The following is a 20,149-nucleotide window of genomic DNA, read 5'->3' as shown; positions in this document are numbered from 1 at the left end:
AATGAAACTGAATCGAGTAGTAGTGACAGGTTATGGAGTGACATCTCCAATCGGAAATACACCAGAAGAATTTTGGAACAGTCTTAAAAATGGAAAGATTGGAATTGGTGAAATCACCAAGTTTGATCATAGTGAATTTGCGGTGCATAATGCGGCAGAAATCCAGGATTTTCCTTTTGACAAATATTTTGTAAAAAAAGATACCAACCGTTTTGATGCTTATTCTTTATATGCACTATATGCAGCACAAGAAGCAGTGAACAATGCTAATCTTGATGTAGAGACTCTTGATAGAGACCGCTTTGGTGTCATCGTTGCTTCAGGTATCGGTGGAATCAAGGAAATCGAAGATCAAGTGGTTCGCCTTCATGAAAAAGGTCCAAAACGTGTGAAACCGATGACCCTTCCAAAAGCTTTAGCAAATATGGGCTCAGGAAATGTTGCTATGCGCTTTGGCGCTAATGGTATTTGTAAATCTATCAATACTGCTTGTGCTTCTTCAAATGATGCAATTGGGGATGCCTTTCGTTCCATCAAGTTTGGTTACCAAGATGTTATGCTAGTTGGTGGTTCTGAGGCTTCTATCACTCCATTTGCCATTGCAGGTTTCCAAGCCTTGACAGCTCTTTCAACAACAGAGGATCCATCTCGTGCTTCTATTCCATTTGACAAAGACCGTAATGGATTTGTCATGGGTGAAGGATCAGGAATGTTGGTTCTTGAAAGCTTAGAGCACGCAGAAAAACGCGGTGCAACTATCTTAGCTGAAGTTGTTGGTTACGGAAATACTTGTGATGCTTACCATATGACTTCACCACATCCAGAAGGTCAAGGAGCTATTAAAGCTATCAAACTTGCCTTGGACGAAGCTGAAATCACACCAGACCAAGTAGCTTATATCAATGCTCACGGTACATCAACTCCTGCTAATGAAAAGGGAGAAAGTGGTGCCATTGTATCTGTTCTAGGTAAGGATGTTCCAGTTTCTTCAACCAAATCCTTCACAGGTCATTTGCTGGGAGCAGCAGGGGCTGTTGAAGCCATTGCTACTATTGAAGCTATTCGTCATAGCTATGTTCCAATGACAGCTGGAACGAAAGAATTATCAGACTATATCGAAGCGAACGTTATCTATGGACGGGGATTGGAACGTGAAATTCCATATGCTATCTCAAATACCTTTGGATTTGGTGGGCATAATGCAGTCCTTGTTTTCAAACGTTGGGAGAATAAGTAAAGATGAATTTAAATGAAATCAAAGACTTGATGGCGCAATTTGACCAGTCAAGCTTGAAAGAATTTTCTTATAAAAATGGAACGGATGAGTTGGTCTTCAGTAAGAATGAAGCGAAACTTGTTGCAGAAGCAAGTCAAGCACCTCAAGCTGTGGTTCCCGCAGCTGTAGAAGTGGTTTCAGAATCAAGTGCTAGTGAATCTGTAGCTGAGGGGGACCTTGTAGAAAGTCCACTTGTCGGAGTTGCTTACTTGGCTGCCGGACCAGACAAATCTAATTTTGTTTCAGTCGGTGATACTGTTAAAAAAGGCCAAACCTTGGTCATCATCGAAGCCATGAAGATCATGAATGAAATTCCAGCACCTAAAGATGGTGTTGTAACAGAAATTCTAGTTGAAAATGAAGAAATGGTTGAGTTTGGGAAAGGCTTGGTACGTATCAAATGATTGATATTCAAGGAATTAAAGAAGCTTTGCCCCACCGTTATCCCATGCTCTTAGTGGATCGTGTCTTAGAAGTTAGCGAAGATACTATTGTTGCCATTAAAAATGTGACGATTAATGAACCTTTCTTCAATGGTCATTTCCCTCAATACCCAGTTATGCCAGGAGTCCTCATTATGGAAGCCTTGGCTCAGACAGCAGGTGTTTTGGAATTGTCTAAACCAGAAAACAAAGGGAAGCTTGTCTTCTATGCTGGTATGGATAAGGTTAAGTTTAAGAAACAAGTTGTTCCTGGTGATCAGCTTGTCATGACAGCAACGTTTGTCAAACGTCGTGGCACAATCGCCGTAGTAGAAGCGAAGGCAGAAGTAGATGGTAAGCTTGCAGCAAGCGGTACTCTGACCTTTGCTATTGGAAACTAGGGAGGTTTTCCATGTTTCGTAAGATTTTAATTGCCAATCGTGGTGAAATTGCTGTTCGTATTATTCGTGCGGCACGAGAATTAGGAATTGCAACAGTCGCTGTCTATTCGACTGCTGACAAGGAAGCTCTCCACACGCTTTTGGCTGATGAGGCTATCTGTATCGGCCCTGGCAAGGCTACAGAATCTTATCTGAACATCAATGCCATCCTATCAGCTGCAGTCTTGACTGAAGCTGAAGCTATTCACCCTGGATTTGGTTTCTTAAGTGAAAATTCCAAATTTGCAACCATGTGTGAAGAAGTTGGGATCAAATTTATCGGACCATCAGCTCGTGTCATGGCTGTCATGGGAGATAAAATTAACGCCCGTGCTCAAATGATTAAGGCAAACGTGCCTGTCATTCCAGGATCAGATGGAGAGGTCCATACAGCAGAAGAGGCTCTTGCTATTGCTGAAAAAATTGGTTATCCAGTTATGCTGAAAGCTTCAGCAGGAGGTGGTGGAAAAGGGATTCGTAAGGTTGAAAAAGCAGAAGATCTCGTGTCAGCCTTTGAAACTGCCTCTAGTGAAGCCAAAGCCAACTTTGGTAATGGGGCTATGTATCTTGAGCGTGTGATTTATCCTGCTCGCCACATTGAGGTACAGATTCTTGCTGACCAGATGGGACATGTGATTCACCTTGGTGAACGTGACTGTTCGCTTCAACGGAATAACCAAAAGGTTTTAGAAGAAAGTCCTTCGATTGCTATTGGGAAAACACTTCGTAATGAAATTGGTGCTGCAGCAGTCCGTGCGGCGGAGTCTGTTGGTTATGAAAATGCTGGTACTATTGAATTCCTACTAGATGAAGCAAGTGGCAAATTCTACTTTATGGAGATGAATACGCGTATCCAAGTAGAACATCCAGTAACCGAATTTGTTTCTGGTGTGGATATTGTCAAGGAACAAATCCGTATTGCGGCAGGTCAACCTTTGACTCTGAAGCAGGAAGATATTGTTCTAAAAGGTCATGCCATTGAGTGTCGGATCAATGCAGAAAACCCAGCCTTTAATTTTGCACCAAGTCCAGGTAAGATTACCAATCTGTATCTCCCAAGTGGTGGTGTCGGCTTGCGTGTTGACTCTGCAGTTTATCCAGGTTATACCATTCCACCATACTATGATAGTATGATTGCTAAGATTATTGTTCATGGTGAAAATCGTTTTGATGCACTCATGAAAATGCAACGAGCTCTGTATGAACTCGAAATTGAAGGGGTGGTCACCAATGCTGATTTCCAACTTGATCTGATTTCAGATCGTCGCGTGATAGCAGGGGACTACGATACTTCATTCTTGATGGAAACTTTCTTACCACACTATCAAGAAAAAGAATAATGTAATACTCTTCGAAAATCTCTTCAAACCGCGTCAGCTTGGCCTTGGATTATATATGTGACTGACTTTGTCAGTCTTATCTACAACCTCAAAGCAGTGCTTTGAGCAACCTGCGGCTAGCTTCCTAGTTTGCTCTTTGATTTTCATTGAGTATAAAAATAGTATAAGACTGAAAAGGGGGATGTATGGCTCTATTTAGTAAAAAAGATAAATATATTCGAATCAATCCCAATCGTTCGACTGTAAATCAACCTCAGATCAAGCCAGAGGTTCCAGATGAGCTCTTCTCCCAATGTCCAGGTTGCAAATATACGATTTACCAAAGGGACTTGGGGAGTGAGCGTATATGCCCTCACTGTGGCTATACCTTCCGTATTTCAGCTCAAGAGCGTTTAGCTTTAACCATTGATATGGGTACGTTTTTGGAAATGTTTAAAGGGATTGAGACTCAGGATCCTTTGAATTTTCCAGGCTATCGTAAAAAATTGACTTTGATGCGTGAAAAGACAGGTCTTGATGAGGCTGTTGTAACAGGAACAGCTTTGATTAAGGGAGAGAAGGTTGCCCTTGGCATCATGGATTCTAACTTTATCATGGCTTCAATGGGGACAGTTGTTGGTGAAAAAATTACCCGCTTGTTCGAATATGCGACCGCTGAAAAATTACCTGTCGTATTGTTTACAGCTTCTGGTGGAGCACGCATGCAAGAAGGAATCATGAGCTTGATGCAGATGGCCAAAATCTCTGCCGCAGTCAAACGTCATTCCAATGCAGGTCTCTTTTATCTGACAATCCTTACTGACCCGACTACTGGAGGAGTAACAGCTTCCTTCGCTATGGAAGGGGATATCATCTTGGCAGAACCCCAAAGTTTGGTAGGTTTTGCTGGACGCCGTGTGATTGAAAATACGGTAAGGGAAGACTTACCAGAGGATTTCCAGAAAGCAGAGTTTTTACTGGAACATGGTTTTGTGGATGCAATTATTAAACGGCGAGAATTGCCAGATACGATTGCTCGATTAGTAAGACTACACAGGAGGGAGAGTTGATGAATATTGCGAAAATCGTTAGAGAAGCTCGTGAACAAACCCGCTTAACTGCCTTGGATTTCGCAACAGGAATTTTTGATGACTTTGTAGAGCTACATGGGGATCGCTCCTTCCGTGATGATGGTGCTATTATTGGTGGTATCGGTTGGTTGGGAGACCAAGCAGTGACTGTTGTTGGAATCCAAAAAGGTAAAAGTTTACAAGATAATCTTAACCGTAACTTTGGTCAACCTCATCCTGAAGGTTATCGAAAAGCCCTTCGTTTGATGAAGCAAGCAGAAAAGTTCGGTCGTCCAATTGTAACCTTTATCAATACTGCTGGTGCCTATCCTGGTGTAGGTGCAGAAGAACGTGGTCAAGGTGAAGCCATTGCTCGCAATCTCTTTGAAATGAGTGATTTAAAAGTTCCCATCATTGCGATTATTATCGGTGAAGGTGGATCTGGTGGAGCTCTAGCTCTAGCAGTCGCGGACCGTGTTTGGATGCTTGAAAATTCCATCTATGCCGTACTGAGTCCTGAAGGATTTGCTTCTATTTTATGGAAAGATGGAACTCGTGCCATGGAAGCAGCTGAGTTGATGAAAATCACCTCGTATGAGTTGTTGGATATGCAAGTTGTTGATAAGGTCATCTCTGAGGTGGGTCTATCAAGTAAAGAACTGATCAAGCAAGTGAAGGAACAACTTCAAGCGGAGCTAGACACACTTGGTAAACTTTCGCTAGATCAACTCATTGAAGAACGCTACCAACGCTTTAGAAAATATTAAAAAGAAAGAGAGTGGGACAGAAATCGGTAATTCGTTAGAATTCGATTTCGTCGTCCCACCTCCGCACAGTTGAGTAGGGCTGTAAAAGCTGATGAAATCAGCGTAGTAGAGCCCACTCAACCACTGCGTCTTGCTCGACAATCCAAAGACAATTGAGAGGCCAGGACTTTTGTCCCAGCCTCTTTTTGGCTGCTATAAAAAAGACATGTCAGGATTAAGAATTGACAGTTGAGGAAATAACTGCTAAAATAATCAAAAAAATATGTATAATGAACATATAGGCTTAGAAACATATCATTTAAGAAGCTACTTGACAGATATATTTACAGTTCTTTAGTTTGAAGAGTTAGAGCAAGTTTCAGGCGGTGGTATGATTTGGATGTTTGATGAAAGAATTTGGACTTGAACTAGTATAGCAACAGATCAGAAAACTATACTTGCTGATGTGACTAGACGTGGTTCTGGTGTTGGCTATTGATAAGTTAAAGGAATGAGTATGAAAAAACTTTGGCATTTGGGAGTCTATATCTTACTGGTATTTCTATCGGTTTATCTACCAGAGTTAGGGATTATGCATCTAACTAAGTTTTTAGGATGGGGGATAGATGGCTATTCTATCTTTTTAACAGTTGAAGTAATAGCTATTTTGCTATTATTTATCTACTGGCTCAAAAAGAAAGAGATGCTCTATATTTTTGAAAAAAAGGGTTCAAAGAAGTCAAGATTCTTTTACCTTGTAGTTGGTCTAGTGGCTACTTATTTTGATCGTCAATTGGTGGATGCTTTTCAGTTACAGTTTCATCACTTCATTGATAACAAGTATATCTTTCAAGACCTTCTTTCAGCCTTGTATTCAAATGGACAACCAACTTTTCTATCAACTGTTCTCAGTTTCAGTTTAACAGTAGTCGTCGGACCTATATTGGAGGAACTGATTCATAGAGGGTACTTTATGAATACCTTTTTCCCCCAGTCCAAGTACTATCTGGATGTTATCCTATCTGCTCTTATCTTTGGACTTAGTCATTTGATCCTAACTCACCGAGATCCTATCAGTTTGATGTTTTATAGTTTAGGCGGTCTCTTCTATGCCCTGGTCTACCGTTGGACAAAGAATCTAAAAATCACAATTCTATGCCATAGTTTTTTTAACTTTCTCACTTATGCCAAGCCCATCTGGATATTTGTTTATAATTATGTCTATTACCACTTTTTTAGATAGTGGAAGGCAAAGAAAAAAGTGTTTGATCTGAGTCAAACACTTTTTCTATATTATTTAATCTTCTTCTGTCACAAATTGACTGAGGAGTCCATTGATGAAACGGGCTGACTTTTGATCTGAAAAGCTCTTAGCAAGTTCAATAGCTTCGTTAACAGCTACGAGTTGAGGAGTATCAAATGAAGTGATTTCAAAAACTCCTAGGCGTAGTAAATTCTTTTCTACCAATGTCAGACGATCGATGGTCCAACCAGTTTTCAAATGTTGAGTGATTTGTTTGTCCAGATCATCCTTTTTAGCTTGGACACCAGAAACGAGCTCTACAAGGAAGTTAGGAAGTTGTACGTCTGTATCTTCACGATCATGTGTGTAGGCGAAGCGACAAGCAGTTTCTAAATCTGAACCAAATTCAAGACTCATCAAGGCTTGGAAAGCACACTTACGTAGTTCACGTCTAGATTCTAATAATGGACTAGTCATTGAGGAAGTCCTCGTCGAATAAGTCTTTCAATTCTGGTTTTGGTGTTTTATCTGGAACGATACCTGAAACGTGAATGTTGACAGCAGAGATTTCAACATCAGCCATGTTACGGACAGCATCCTTAACAGCTTTCTGGATAGCCATAGCAACCTTAGGAACTTTGACACCGTACTCTAGGTAGAGGTAGATATCAGCTGTGAGCTCATCGTTTGCTTCTTTTAGATATACGCCACGACCAAGAGAAAGTTTTGAAAGGGTGTCAGATACTGATTTGTTTGAAAAAGAGTGTACGCCTTCAACTTTCGCAGTTGCAATAGCAATGATTTTTTCAAGTACACGTGGGGCGATGACGATTTCGCCAAGTTGTTCTTCAATTCCCATAGAATGACCTCTTTCTAGTTTCTAGAGATTAGGCGCGAGAAACGTAAGTTCCTTCTGCAGTGTTGATAATCAATTTTTGACCTGCTTCGATGAAGTCTGGAACGTTCACGACAAGACCAGTTTCCATTGTTGCTGGTTTACCAGAACCTGTAACAGTAGCACCTTTGATAGATGGTTGTGTTTCAGCAACTGTCAATTCAACAGTAGTTGGTACAGTTACACCGATTACTTCAGTTCCGTAGAATTGGATTTTTACATCTGAGTTTTCAAGGATGTAAAGCAATTCGTTTTCAACATTTACAACAGGAATTTCGTATTGGTCGTAAGTTTCTGTGTTCATGAAGTAAGCTGTGTCGTCCATTTTGTACAAGTATTGAGCTGGAACTGTTTCGATAATCGCTTGCTCAAATTTTTCTTCTGGGCGGTAGCTTGTTTCAAAAGTTGAACCAGTGCGGACATCACGCAATTTCATACGCATGATAGTGTTTCCTTTACCTGGTTTGTGGTGGCTAGCTTCCAAAACGCGGATCAATTTTCCTTCAGCTGTTTCAAAAGTCATACCAGCCTTTAGTTTACTTGCTTCAATCATATTTTTACCTCTTTAATAAATATTATTACTCTTCATTCTACCATAAAATGGTCTGAAAATAAAGCCAAAATGGTTTTGAAAGATACCAGAAGGGTAACATTAACCTTCTGGCTGCTTTCCTTCCGCTTAATCTTCTTTCAACTTCGCCAATTCTTGGGCAAGGAGTTTAAGGGCAACCTGTGGGTTGGCTTGTCCTTTGGTTGCTTTCATAAGGAATCCTGTGAAGGCCTTGTCAGCGTTACGTTTTCCTGACTTGAAGTCGGCAACTGCAGCTTCGTTATCTGCAAAGACTTGGTGGATGATTGGAATCAAGACATCAGGATCTGAGATTTGAACCATGCCTGCTTTTTCAACGTATTCACGAGCTCCACCACCATTTTTAGCCAGGTGGACAAAGACTTTCTTGGCAATCTTAGATGAAATAGTACCGTCTTCGATGATGGCAATCATTTCTACCAAGTTTTCTGGTGTCAATTCGATTTGTTCCAGTGTTTTACCTTCGGCGTTCAAGAACTGAGCGACTTCTCCTTGGAGCCAGTTAGAGACTTGTTTAGCGTCACCGCCAAGGGCAACAGCTTTTTCAAAGAAGTCAGAAGTGACTTTATTTGCAGTCAACTGACTAGCATCGTAGTCTGACAAGCCAAGGTCAGCCACGTAGCGTGCACGGCGTTCTTTTGGAAACTCTGGCAATTCAGTCCGCATTTCCTCAATCCACTCATCTGAGATTTCAAAGAGTGGTAGGTCTGGTTCTGGGAAGTAACGGTAGTCAGCAGCGCCTTCCTTAACACGCATGAGGATGGTTGCCTTGTTGGCTTCATCGTAACGGCGTGTTTCTTGGCGAATTTGTCCACCTGAGCGTAGGATTTCAGCCTGACGTTGGACTTCGTATTCAAGACCCTTACGGACGTTAGAGAAGGAGTTGAGATTCTTCAACTCAGTCTTGGTACCGAATTTCTCTTGGCCATAAGGACGAAGAGAGATATTGGCATCCACACGCATAGAACCTTCTTCCATCTTAACGTCAGAAATACCAGCATACTGGATGACTTCCTTGAGGGCAGTTAGGTAAGCATAGGCTTCTTCTGGCGAACGCATGTCAGCTTCAGATACAATCTCAATCAATGGCACCCCTTGACGGTTGAGGTCAACATAAGAGTAGCCATCTGTACTGTGGGTGTTTTTACCAGCGTCTTCTTCTAGGTGAGCGCGTTCAATACCAATTTTTTTAGTTGTACCGTCTTCTAGCTCAACTTCAATCCAACCGTTGTAGCCGATTGGCTCATCAAACTGAGAAATTTGGTAGGCTTTTGGATTATCAGGGTAGAAGTAGTTCTTACGGTCAAAGTGCATCTTTTTGTGGATGTCCATGTTGAGGGCGAGAGCAGCCTTGATACCGGCATCGACAACACCTTTATTGAGAACTGGCAGTACTCCTGGGAAAGACCAGTCAATCACGTTGGTGTTGGCATTTTGGTCATTTCCAAAGTGGGCAGAAGTAGGTGAGAAGATTTTTGAATGGGTGTTGAGCTCTACGTGGACTTCAAGTCCGATGACTGTTTCAAAGTTCATTAGTTGTCACCTCCAAAAATCACAGGTTGTTGTTTGTGGTAGTCTGTTGTTGCTTCAAAGGCAGCAGCAGCTTGGTAAATGGTTTCCTCAGAGTATTTAGGACCAATCAATTGGAGCCCGACTGGTAAACCTTGAGCAAATCCTGCAGGAATCGAAATTCCTGGTAGTCCAGCCAAGTTGACTGGGATGGTCAAAAGGTCAGCCAAGTACATGGCAACTGGGTCATGGTTGAGGGAATCCAAGTCATAGGCAACGCTTGGAGCAGTTGGTCCCAAAATCAAGTCATAATCTGCAAAGACTTTTTCGAAATCTTGGATGATGAGGGTACGGACTTGACCAGCTTTCTTGTAGTAAGCATCGTAGTAACCTGATGAAAGACTGAAAGTACCTAGCATGATACGGCGTTTTACTTCTTCACCAAAACCTTGGCTACGGCTGTTTACATAGATTTCATCAAGGTTGGTCGCATCCTCTGCACGATAGCCGTAACGGATACCGTCAAAGCGTTGCAAGTTTGATGAAGCTTCAGATGAAGCGATGATGTAGTAAACGGCAACACCGTATTTAGAGTGAGGAAGGCTGACTTCTTCGACGATAGCACCGAGTTTTTCAAAGTGTTTGGCTGCATTCAGAATGGTTTCCTTAACCTCTGGGTCAATTCCTTCACCAAGGTATTCCTTAGGCAAAGCAATTTTCATGCCCTTGATGTCTTGGCCGATTTTTGAAGTAAAGTTGGCAATGCGGACAGGAGCAGAAGTAGAGTCTTTGGCATCTTCGCTGGCAATAGCGTTGAGCAAGAGGGCGTTTTCCTTAACAGTTGGTGCGAAAGGTCCGATTTGGTCTAATGAGCTACCGAAGGCAATGAGACCGAAACGTGAAACAGTTCCGTAGGTTGGTTTGAGACCAACGATTCCGTTGAAGGCAGCAGGTTGGCGGATAGAACCACCAGTATCAGAACCAAGTGACAAGCGGACTTGCCCAGAAGCTACAGCTGCAGCAGAACCACTTGAAGAACCACCAGGAACCTTGCTGTGGTCCCAAGCGTTTTTAGTTGCTCCGTAGTGTGAAGTTTCACCTGAACCACCCATGGCAAATTCGTCCATGTTGGTCTTTCCAACAACAATCATGCCCTTAGCTTTTGCATTGGCAACGGCTGTCGCATCAAAAATTGGCTCGTAGTTGTAGAGCATTTTTGAGGCAGCAGTTGTGAGGATACCGTCTGTAGAGATATTATCTTTAACAGCAAGCGGAATTCCTGAGAGGACATTATCAGCGTCAATTCCAGCTTCATCAATAGCTTTGGCTTGAGCAAGAGCCTGCTCTTCAGCGATGGTAACAAAAGCATTGATAGCTGTCTCGCGAGATTTGATATCTTCAAGCGTTGCTTGGGTTAATTCAGTTGCAGAAATTTCCTTAGAAACAAGGAGATTGTGCAAGTCTTCAATAGTTTTGTTATTAAAAGTCATTAGGCATCTCCTCCATCATCTAGGATAGCTGGTACCTTGATATAGTAGTTGTCTTTTTCAGGTACGTTTTTAAACAAGCGATCACGGTCTGTTCCTTCTTCGGCCACATCAGGGCGGAGTACGGTCTTACGGTCAGCCATAGTTGTAGTAGGTGCGACACCGGTTGTGTCAACTTCGCCCAGCAATTCAACCATGTCAACAATCTTAGACAAGGTGGTCGCAAAGGCAGCAGTTTCTTCTTCAGAGAATCTTAATTTTGAAAGATTGGCAACGTGTGTTACCTCTTCTTGCGTAATTTTCATCTTGCATCCTTTCGTGAAATGATGATTATTTATCTGTTCTATTTTACCATATTTTCCTATAAATAAGGGAGGGATAAGTGAAAAGAAATAGAAATTGAAAAAAATGCTAAAATCCGATATAATGGAGTGTTGAAAGGAATGGTAAAATCCAATGTAGAAATCATTCTTAGTTATTGAAACAACTAAAAATAGAGAATCAAAGAAAGAGAACTTATGAATATTCAAGAAGAAATTAAGAAACGCCGTACCTTTGCCATCATCTCTCACCCGGACGCTGGAAAAACGACTATCACTGAGCAGTTGCTTTACTTTGGGGGCGAGATTCGTGAGGCTGGTACCGTAAAAGGAAAGAAAACTGGGACTTTTGCCAAGTCTGACTGGATGGATATCGAGAAGCAACGTGGGATTTCGGTGACTTCATCTGTTATGCAGTTTGACTACGATGGCAAGCGCGTGAATATCCTAGACACACCAGGGCATGAGGACTTTTCAGAAGATACCTATCGTACCTTGATGGCGGTGGATGCTGCGGTCATGGTCGTGGACTCTGCCAAGGGTATCGAGGCTCAAACCAAGAAATTGTTTGAGGTTGTGAAACACCGCGGGATTCCAGTCTTTACCTTTATGAACAAGCTGGACCGTGACGGTCGTGAGCCGCTAGACCTCTTGCAAGAATTGGAAGAAGTTTTGGGTATTGCTAGCTATCCAATGAACTGGCCAATCGGGATGGGGAAAGCCTTTGAAGGCTTGTATGACCTCTATAACCAACGCTTGGAGCTCTACAAAGGGGATGAGCGTTTTGCCAGTCTTGAAGATGGGGACCAGCTTTTTGGAAGCAATCCTTTCTACGAACAAGTCAAGGATGACATTGAGCTTTTAAATGAAGCTGGAAATGAGTTTTCAGAGAAAGCTATTTTAGCTGGAGAATTAACACCTGTCTTCTTCGGTTCAGCCCTGACAAACTTTGGTGTGCAGACCTTCCTTGAAACCTTCCTCAAGTTTGCTCCAGAACCACATGGGCATAAGAAAACAGATGGCGAAATTGTGGATCCTTACGACAAGGATTTCTCAGGATTTGTCTTTAAAATCCAAGCCAACATGGACCCTCGTCACCGTGACCGTATTGCCTTTGTCCGTATCGTATCAGGCGAATTTGAGCGTGGTATGAGTGTCAATCTCCCTCGTACTGGTAAGGGGGCTAAGCTATCGAATGTCACCCAGTTTATGGCAGAAAGTCGTGAGAATGTCACTAATGCCGTAGCGGGAGATATTATCGGGGTTTATGATACTGGTACCTACCAGGTTGGAGATACGCTAACTGTTGGGAAGAACAAGTTTGAGTTTGAACCACTACCAACCTTCACTCCTGAGATTTTTATGAAGGTTTCGCCTAAGAACGTCATGAAACAAAAATCCTTCCACAAGGGAATGGAACAGTTGGTACAAGAAGGAGCCGTCCAGCTTTATAAGAATTACCAAACAGGTGAGTACATGCTAGGTGCTGTTGGACAACTCCAGTTTGAAGTCTTTAAGCACCGTATGGAAGGTGAATATAACGCGGAAGTTGTCATGACTCCAATGGGTAAAAAGACAGTTCGTTGGATTAAACCTGAAGATTTAGATGAACGGATGTCTTCAAGTCGTAATATCTTGGCCAAGGACCGCTTTGATCAACCTGTCTTCCTCTTCGAAAATGACTTTGCTCTTCGCTGGTTTGCGGACAAGTATCCAGACGTAGAGTTGGAAGAGAAGATGTAGATCGCCAAAGTTACTTGATTGTGTAACAATCTAAGTAACTAACGCCAAGTTTCTATGGAACTTGGCTAGGCGCTCCACTAGTAAAGTTTTACGAATATTATCGATTCGTAAAACTTTACGTCGTAACAGAAAGGAAGCGAACTAGCTACCTGCTTTACTAACTCATCGACAAAAAATAGTCATTTTTGCCTCTTCGTGTCGTAACATTTAGGAGTGGTCTAGCTGGCTGTCTCACTAACTACGTTTGGCAAATAAAATCGATTTGTAAAACTCAGTGTCGTAACGTGTAGAAAGTGGCCTAGCTAACTGCCTTACTAACTTCGTTTGCCAAATAGAATCGATTTGCCAAACTCAGTGTCGTAGTGAAAAAGAGTATCTGAGTTTGTAACTTACCTTAAAACTATTGCAAAAAGCCAAGAAAATCCCTTCCTTGGCTTTTGTTGTGACTTGCTATTTAGAATTTTCCTAAAACTCCGTCCCGATTTGGGACGGAGTTTAGGAGGTCTTTTAGGTCGCTAATCGGTAAACAGCTTCAGCATAGATATCCATAGCCTGATAGAGATCATCTAAGATAGCATATTCATTTGCTTGATGTTCTGTTTGCTCTCTTCCTGGGAAGAGGGCGCCAAAAGCGACACAGTTTGGCATCGTACGTGCAAAGGTTGCACCGCCAGATGATAGAGCGGGACTCTTGTCACCAGTTTTTTCTTCATAAACTTGCATGAGAGTAGTGACGAGCATACTATCTCTTGCCACGTAAAGTGGTGCTAGGTAGTCAAATTCTTGGTAGCTAAGTTGGTAAGCTTTTGCGCACTCTATCAGCTGATGAACAAGGGCATCCTTGTCTGCAAGGACTGGGATTCGAATATCAATTCGAATTTCAGAACTTTCGGGAGTAATGGTTAAGGCGGCCACATTAAAGGATAAATGTCCAGAAGGCTGGTCGCTGATATCACCAAAGATTCCTTTTCCTTGACCATCTTGACCAACTTCTTTGGCAAGAAATGTAAGTGCAGGATGGGATTGAATGGAATCAAGGACGGTGGCTAGTCGAATGACTGCATTAATCCCTTGGCTAGCATCCTTAGCATGCTTAGATATTCCTAGAACAGTAAGGTTCTGGTCATTTTGTTGATAATCGTAGCCCGCAGATATGAGGCCTGCCTGGATCTGTTCCATAAGTGGTTCTTGATAGGTTGCCTTATCAGGGACGACATTGAAAGCTCCACCTACATCTAAGGCGAGTTGTTCTGATCCAGGTCCATGAAGTTTGACCTGAAGGAGTCCTTTTTCTGCATAGGTTAATGGGAACGATGAATCAGGAGCAAATCCCATGCTGGCTTGTTCTTCAATGGCATTATATCTTGCCATACAACGCCAAAGGGTTTCCTCATCAGTACCAAATATGAAACGAACCCGTTTTTTGAATTGAATTCCTTGGTCAAGCAGGCTTTTGACTGCGTAAAGGGCTGCAAGAGAAGGTCCTTTATCATCCTGGGAACCCCGACCATAAATCCGCCCATCTCTGATACTAGCTTCAAATGGAGGAGTTTCCCAGTCTGTCAAATCACCTGCAGGAACTACATCTAGGTGGCAGAGGATGGTAAGGAGATCCCCCTCACCAACTTCTGCATACCCATAATATCCTTGAGGATCAAGGTAGGTTTTAAAACCAAGTTCTTGACATAAGTCCAGCGTTTTTTCCAGGACATCTTGAATTGCTTGACCAAAGGGAGTGCCATTTTCACCTTCATTGAGAACAGAAGGATAAGAGATGATTGTTTTCAAACTCTGAAGAAAATCCTCTTTGATTGATTCTGTAATATAGGATTTCATCCGTATTTCCCTCTTTATTATAAGAATGGCACAAAGGTACCTAAGATAAGAAGTAGAATACTTGCAACGACAATGACGATGACAAGTTTTCCGACAAATTTCCACCAAGTTCCAAGGCTGACACGACCAAGAGCAAGAGCACCCATAACAATACCTGAAGTAGGAGTTACAAGGTTAAGGACACCAGATGCAGATTGGTAGGCAGTGACGATCAGGCTTGCTTTAACATTGACGAACTCTCCAAGGGGAGCCATGATACCCATAGTTGCACTAGCAAGACCAGATGAAGAAGGAATGAGGAAGGACATAGGTAGGTAGAAGATATAGGTCAATACGATGAAGATTTGAGGAGAAAGACCTTGAAGGCCAACTTCACCCCAGTGTAGGATGGTTGCAGTAATCATACCATCGTTCATGATAACTTGGATACCACGAGCAACCGCACAAATCAAGGCTACTGAAAGCAAATCTGCAGCACCAGTTAGGAAGGTTGAGACAATCTTGCTTTCTTTGAGACCATAGACAACACCGATCAAAATCCCCATAACGGCAAAGAGCATAGCGCCTTCTGGGAAGTACCAGCTACCAAATGGTAGAGCATCTGAACCGATAACTCCTCCAATTACAGGAAGACCGATTAACCAATTCTTGAAGTCTTCAAATACAGTAACATGCAAATCAACCCAAGGGATGAAACTTGCAATCATAATGATAAAGGTTAATACAAATAAAGCGAGGACATGTTTTTGTTTCTTGCTCAAGGTAGATGGTGCATCATCGTTATCTGAAACATTAAAGTGTTTGATATCTTCTTCGCGTTGAGCGTAAACGAGTGATTTAGTCGGATCTTTCTGAATCTTTTCTGCATAACGATAGACAAAGTAAGTACTGATACCTGTCATTACAAACCAGAAGATAACACGGAGAATAACCCCATCCATAGAAGAGATTCCCGCAGTATCAGAAGCGATAACAGTAGCAAATGGATTCAATGTAGATGCCAAACAACCAACTTGAGAACCTAGTAAGATGATGGCTACGGCAGTGATACTGTCAAAACCAACTGCCATCATTACAGGAATAAGAAGGGGGTAGAAGGCCATGGTTTCTTCTCCCATACCATAGGTAGTTCCTCCAAGTGCGAAGAGGGGCATGAGGATGAGAATCAACATTTTTTCGCGGCCCTTGTATTTTTTAACGATGGAGGCAATCCCTACATCGAGTGTACCAGTAGCGTTTACGACACCAAGGAAACCTCCGACCATAAGGATAAAGAAGGCAACATCGATGGCTGCGCTAGTTGGTTCGTGACCGAGCATGGCACGAATTGGTGCCATAAAGACATCGTAAATCCCTTGAGGATTAGAGTCAACAGTTTGATAGGTACCCGCGATGAGGTTACCTGCTTCGTTGGTATCATACTTACCTGCAGGGATGACCCAGGTCAAGAATGCCATAATGGCAATGATGATGATCAAAACAGTGTATGATGAAGGCATTTGAAACCTTTTTTTATTTTCACTCATTTGTTTTTCCTCCTAAACTATGTCACACAGTATAAAAACGAATGATGTGGCAAGAGTGCTGACTAAACTTTCTTGAAAGGTATGACTAAACTATTATTCTTTCACGATGATTGTTCCGCTATCAGATTCAATCAAGGCTCCCAAATTGCTGAGGGAAGTGATGACGGCTTTTCCTGCTGGACGATTGGTCACAAAATCAATGGCAGCTTGGATTTTTGGTAGCATACTACCAGGAGCAAATTGCCCCTCTTTGATGTATTCTTGAAGCTGGTTAACAGTTACCTGCTCCAATTTTTCTTGATTTGGTTTGTTATAGTTGATATAGGCATAATCGACGCCAGTTAAAATGATGAAGAGATCTGCTTCGACTAGCTCTGCCAAGCATTGCGATGCAAAATCCTTATCGATGACAGCTTCTACTCCTGAGAAGTAACCGTTTTCATTTTTGGTTACAGGAATACCTCCACCGCCTGCTGCGATGACAATTTGTCCCTTATCTAAGAGTGCGCGTATACTATCGATTTCTTTGATATAAACAGGTTTTGGAGAAGCCACTACCTTACGCCAGCCACGTCCTGCATCTTCTTTAAAGTTAGCCCCAGTTTTTTCGCTTTCTGCTTTAGCCTCTTCTTCTGAGTAGAATGGACCAATGGGTTTACTTGGATTGAGAAAGGCAGGATCATTCTTGTCCACGACAACTTGTGTGACAACAGAAACGACAGTTTTATCAAGATGAATATCCTGTAAAGCATTTTCCAGAGCATTCTGGAGCCAAAAACCGATGCTACCCTCAGTCATAGCAACAAGTGAATCGAGAGGAAAGGCAGGATTTTTTTCGGAATTCGCTGCTAGGTGTTGGAGGAGAAGGTTACCAACTTGCGGTCCATTGCCATGGGTGATAATCAATTCATCACCATTTTGGATGAGTTTTACCAGATGGCGTGCTGTTTCTGCCAGAGCAGCTTCTTGAGCTTGAGCAGATGGATCTGTGGAAAGAATGGCATTTCCTCCAAGAGCGACAACGATTTTACGATGAGACATGAGCGCTCCTTTCTTTTGGATGAACAAAAGCCAATTTTGGTTAAAGGCTTGGATTTGGAAGTTGAGAAGAAAGATTTTGTAGGGACGAGTTGAGTTGGAATTTCGAAATGCGAATAACTGGAAGGCAGTTACTTGTTATGAGGTTTTTGCTTGAATGGTGACTAGTGGTGAATTCCAACTCAGAGCTCGTAACTATTACAAAAAGGGACCGGACTAAAACACTAGTCTCAGCCCCTAAGCTGTTTCTTATAGTTTGTATCACACTTTAGGAATGTAGAGATTTCCTAGTGTAGCAGCCATAACGGCTTTAATGGTGTGCATACGATTTTCTGCTTGATCAAACTGACGAGCATATTTGCTATGGAAGACCTCATCAGTTACTTCCATTTCTTTTACACCAAATTTCTCAGCTACTTGTCTGCCATAGATTGTGTTTGTATCATGAAAGGCTGGTAAGCAGTGGAGGAAGATTAAGTTTTCATTGCCTGCTTTCTTAACAAGATCCATATTGACTTGGTAAGGTTTTAGCAAAGCGACACGTTCTGCAAACTTATCTTCTTCGCCCATAGATACCCAAACATCAGTGTAAAGGACATCAGCCCCTTTTACAGCTTGATCAGCATCTTCTGTGATGAGGATGTGAGCCCCACTTTCTTTGGCATATCCCTTAGCCAGTGCAACAACTGCTTGATCTGGGAAGAGTTCTTTTGGTGAAAAGACATGAACGTTCACACCAAGGATCGCTCCTGTTACGAGAAGGCTATTGGCAACATTGTTACGACCGTCACCACAGTAAACCAATGTCAAACCTTCAAGATGTCCGAAATTTTCTAGTACTGTCAAGTAGTCTGCAAGCATTTGAGTTGGATGCCATTTATCCGTCAAGCCATTCCAAACAGGAACGCCAGAGAATTCAGCTAATTCTTCAACCATATCTTGACTAAAACCACGGAATTCAATACCATCAAACATACGTCCCAAAACTTTTGCGGTATCTTCCGTAGTTTCTTTTTTACCTAGTTGAATATCGTTTGCCCCCAGGTATTCTGGATGTGCACCAAGATCGATTGCAGCAGTTGTGAAGGCTGCGCGTGTACGGGTGGAAGTTTTTTCGAATAAAAGAGCAATATTTTTACCAGCTAGATAGCGGTGTTCGATGTTTCGTTTTTTAAGATCCTTCAAGTGAGCTGAAAGTCCAATCAAATATTCGAGCTCTGCACGGGTAAAATCTTTTTCAGCTAGAAAACTTCTTCCTTGAAATACTGAATGTATCATTCTATATATCCTTTTCTAACAAGCATGATTCTGCTAGCAGATGCTAGGCAGAAATAGGAAGAATCTAAATGTCTTCGCGTTCAAACGGCATTGACATACAACGAGGTCCACCACGACCGCGTACCAACTCCCTGCCGCGAATCTTAATGAGACGAAGTCCATATTCTTCAAGTTTCTTATTGGTCACAGTGTTGCGTTCATAAACGACTACGACACCTGGTGCGATAGCGAGTGTGTTAGAGCCATCATTCCATTGTTCACGAGCAGCTGCAACAATATTACCATCACCACAAGGAATGAGTGTAACTTTTTCTAAACCAAGGTTTTGAGCAAGAAGTTCTGCCAAATCTCCTTTTTCTTCAACAATCTTGAGTTCTTCATTTTCGTAAGTGACGGAATAGACGCGAAGATTGCCTTGGATTTCTGGGTGGATTGTAAATTTGTCATAGTCTACCATGGTGAAGACAGTATCCAAGTGCATGAACTTACGGCTGTTTGAAAATTCAAAAGCCAAAACTTTCTTGAAGCCAACATTCTTTTTGAAGATATTAACCAAAAGTTTTTCGATAGAAGCGGCATCAGTCCGTTGAGAGATACCAACTGCTAGGACATCTTTTGAAAGAACAAGTTCATCTCCACCTTCAATCCGAGTAGTTTCTTCACGGTTATAGATGAGCTCTACCTTACCACCATAGATTGGATGATACTTAAAGATGTACTTACCATAAAGTGTTTCACGATTGCGTGTATCGGCGTACATGTGATTGAGTGATACTGCATTCCCGATAGTCGCAAATGGGTCGCGAGTGAAGTAAAGGTTTGGCATTGGGTCGATGGCAAACGGATAGTCAGATTCAACCAAGTCTGTTAATCCTTTGCCTTCTTCAGGGATGTCAGGTAATTCAACTTTTTGAACACCTGCCATTGTTTTCTTGATCAGTTCAAGGTTGTCGTCAATATCATGAAGCAGTTTTCGGATGGCATTTTTAGTTTGTCGACCACGAATATTTGCTTCGTTGAGATATTCTTCGATGAACTGGTCGCGTATTTCTGGAGAAGTTAATGATTCAGCAGCCAATTGTTCAAGATAGAGCACTTCGATTCCTTCGTCACGGAGTGCTTGAGCAAAGGCGTCGTGTTCACTTTGGGCATCTGCTAAAAATGGGATGTCATCAAAGAGCAACCTCTCAAGGTGATCTGGCATCAAGTTTTCTAATTCTTGACCCGGACGGTGCAACATAACTTTTTTCAGTTTCCCAATTTCTGAGAAAACATGAATTGGATGTGAAGACATGTGTATCCTCCTTTTTTTCTCGTGTGTACCAAATGATATTGGTATCGCTTACAATCTAATAGTATCACAAATTAATATGCATTACAAGGGATATGATAAGGCCTAAAAGGCTTTAAAA

The 20,149-nt window shown here is 42.1% G+C and carries 19 protein-coding genes; 8 read left to right on the top strand and 11 right to left on the bottom strand.

Annotated features, from left to right (window positions below):
• Position 1: 1 nt before the first annotated feature.
• The 7 genes from fabF to O3658_RS01555 all read left to right on the top strand — a co-directional run bounded on the left by fabF (position 2) and on the right by O3658_RS01555 (position 6,516).
• Positions 2-1,237, top strand: a complete 1,236-nt coding sequence (gene fabF / locus O3658_RS01585) for a beta-ketoacyl-ACP synthase II (protein WP_371559039.1) — start codon at positions 2-4, stop codon at positions 1,235-1,237.
• Between the two features lie 2 nt (positions 1,238-1,239).
• Positions 1,240-1,680 (top strand): acetyl-CoA carboxylase biotin carboxyl carrier protein, encoded by a 441-nt coding sequence (gene accB / locus O3658_RS01580; protein ID WP_371559038.1) that lies wholly within the window; start codon positions 1,240-1,242, stop codon positions 1,678-1,680.
• Complete coding sequence (gene fabZ / locus O3658_RS01575; RefSeq protein WP_000565515.1) at positions 1,677-2,099, top strand: 3-hydroxyacyl-ACP dehydratase FabZ; 423 nt, start codon at positions 1,677-1,679, stop codon at positions 2,097-2,099. The genes accB and fabZ overlap by 4 nt, the downstream gene beginning before the upstream one ends.
• Before the next feature lie 11 nt (positions 2,100-2,110).
• Entirely contained in the window at positions 2,111-3,478 is a 1,368-nt protein-coding gene (accC, locus tag O3658_RS01570) for an acetyl-CoA carboxylase biotin carboxylase subunit (protein ID WP_371559037.1), read from the top strand.
• Between the two features lie 185 nt (positions 3,479-3,663).
• Entirely contained in the window at positions 3,664-4,527 is an 864-nt protein-coding gene (gene accD / locus O3658_RS01565; protein WP_371559036.1) for an acetyl-CoA carboxylase, carboxyltransferase subunit beta, read from the top strand.
• On the top strand, positions 4,527-5,294 hold the full coding sequence (locus O3658_RS01560; RefSeq protein ID WP_371559035.1) for an acetyl-CoA carboxylase carboxyl transferase subunit alpha: 768 nt from the start codon (positions 4,527-4,529) through the stop codon (positions 5,292-5,294). Before accD ends, O3658_RS01560 begins: the two co-directional genes overlap by 1 nt.
• A 496-nt stretch (positions 5,295-5,790) precedes the next feature.
• The gene (locus O3658_RS01555) at positions 5,791-6,516 is read left to right on the top strand and encodes a lysostaphin resistance A-like protein (RefSeq protein WP_371559034.1); all 726 of its coding nucleotides are present in this window, start codon (positions 5,791-5,793) and stop codon (positions 6,514-6,516) included.
• A 54-nt stretch (positions 6,517-6,570) separates the two neighbouring features.
• Here the strand turns inward: O3658_RS01555 and nusB are convergent, their stop codons facing one another.
• From nusB to gatC, 6 genes are all read right to left on the bottom strand, one after another.
• Positions 6,571-6,993: a transcription antitermination factor NusB gene (nusB, locus tag O3658_RS01550; RefSeq protein WP_049503062.1), complete on the bottom strand. Its 423-nt coding sequence runs from the start codon at positions 6,991-6,993 to the stop codon at positions 6,571-6,573.
• Positions 6,986-7,375: an Asp23/Gls24 family envelope stress response protein gene (locus O3658_RS01545; protein ID WP_000510582.1), complete on the bottom strand. Its 390-nt coding sequence runs from the start codon at positions 7,373-7,375 to the stop codon at positions 6,986-6,988. Before O3658_RS01545 ends, nusB begins: the two co-directional genes overlap by 8 nt.
• 28 nt (positions 7,376-7,403) lie before the next feature.
• Positions 7,404-7,964 (bottom strand): elongation factor P, encoded by a 561-nt coding sequence (gene efp, locus O3658_RS01540; protein ID WP_000568646.1) that lies wholly within the window; start codon positions 7,962-7,964, stop codon positions 7,404-7,406.
• A 126-nt stretch (positions 7,965-8,090) separates the two neighbouring features.
• Positions 8,091-9,533, bottom strand: coding sequence for an Asp-tRNA(Asn)/Glu-tRNA(Gln) amidotransferase subunit GatB (gene gatB, locus O3658_RS01535; RefSeq protein WP_371559033.1), 1,443 nt, complete (start codon positions 9,531-9,533; stop codon positions 8,091-8,093).
• Entirely contained in the window at positions 9,533-10,999 is a 1,467-nt protein-coding gene (gene gatA, locus O3658_RS01530; RefSeq protein ID WP_371559032.1) for an Asp-tRNA(Asn)/Glu-tRNA(Gln) amidotransferase subunit GatA, read from the bottom strand. Before gatA ends, gatB begins: the two co-directional genes overlap by 1 nt.
• Positions 10,999-11,301 carry an Asp-tRNA(Asn)/Glu-tRNA(Gln) amidotransferase subunit GatC gene (gene gatC, locus O3658_RS01525; protein WP_000705419.1) on the bottom strand — a complete coding sequence of 101 codons (303 nt, stop codon included), beginning with the start codon at positions 11,299-11,301 and terminating at the stop codon, positions 10,999-11,001. Before gatC ends, gatA begins: the two co-directional genes overlap by 1 nt.
• A 213-nt stretch (positions 11,302-11,514) precedes the next feature.
• Between gatC and O3658_RS01520 the strand changes: the two genes are divergently transcribed.
• The gene (locus O3658_RS01520) at positions 11,515-13,059 is read left to right on the top strand and encodes a peptide chain release factor 3 (RefSeq protein ID WP_371559031.1); all 1,545 of its coding nucleotides are present in this window, start codon (positions 11,515-11,517) and stop codon (positions 13,057-13,059) included.
• A gap of 507 nt (positions 13,060-13,566) precedes the next feature.
• Here the strand turns inward: O3658_RS01520 and O3658_RS01515 are convergent.
• From O3658_RS01515 to arcA, 5 genes are all read right to left on the bottom strand, one after another.
• The gene (locus O3658_RS01515; RefSeq protein ID WP_371559030.1) at positions 13,567-14,895 is read right to left on the bottom strand and encodes a dipeptidase; all 1,329 of its coding nucleotides are present in this window, start codon (positions 14,893-14,895) and stop codon (positions 13,567-13,569) included.
• Between the two features lie 17 nt (positions 14,896-14,912).
• On the bottom strand, positions 14,913-16,421 hold the full coding sequence (locus O3658_RS01510; protein ID WP_371559029.1) for a YfcC family protein: 1,509 nt from the start codon (positions 16,419-16,421) through the stop codon (positions 14,913-14,915).
• Positions 16,422-16,514: 93 nt separating this feature from the next.
• The gene (gene arcC / locus O3658_RS01505) at positions 16,515-17,462 is read right to left on the bottom strand and encodes a carbamate kinase (protein ID WP_281335144.1); all 948 of its coding nucleotides are present in this window, start codon (positions 17,460-17,462) and stop codon (positions 16,515-16,517) included.
• A 258-nt stretch (positions 17,463-17,720) separates the two neighbouring features.
• A complete protein-coding gene (gene argF / locus O3658_RS01500) occupies positions 17,721-18,734 on the bottom strand; it encodes an ornithine carbamoyltransferase (RefSeq protein WP_371559080.1) in 1,014 nt (337 codons plus the stop codon).
• A gap of 67 nt (positions 18,735-18,801) precedes the next feature.
• Positions 18,802-20,031 (bottom strand): arginine deiminase, encoded by a 1,230-nt coding sequence (gene arcA, locus O3658_RS01495; protein ID WP_371559028.1) that lies wholly within the window; start codon positions 20,029-20,031, stop codon positions 18,802-18,804.
• Positions 20,032-20,149: the final 118 nt, after the last annotated feature.

Origin of the sequence: Streptococcus sp. 27098_8_69, from assembly GCF_041432445.1 — a bacterium.
Classification (GTDB): domain Bacteria; phylum Bacillota; class Bacilli; order Lactobacillales; family Streptococcaceae; genus Streptococcus.
Note: the sequence above shows the minus strand (reverse complement) of the source record. Positions and strands in the feature narration are given on the sequence as shown.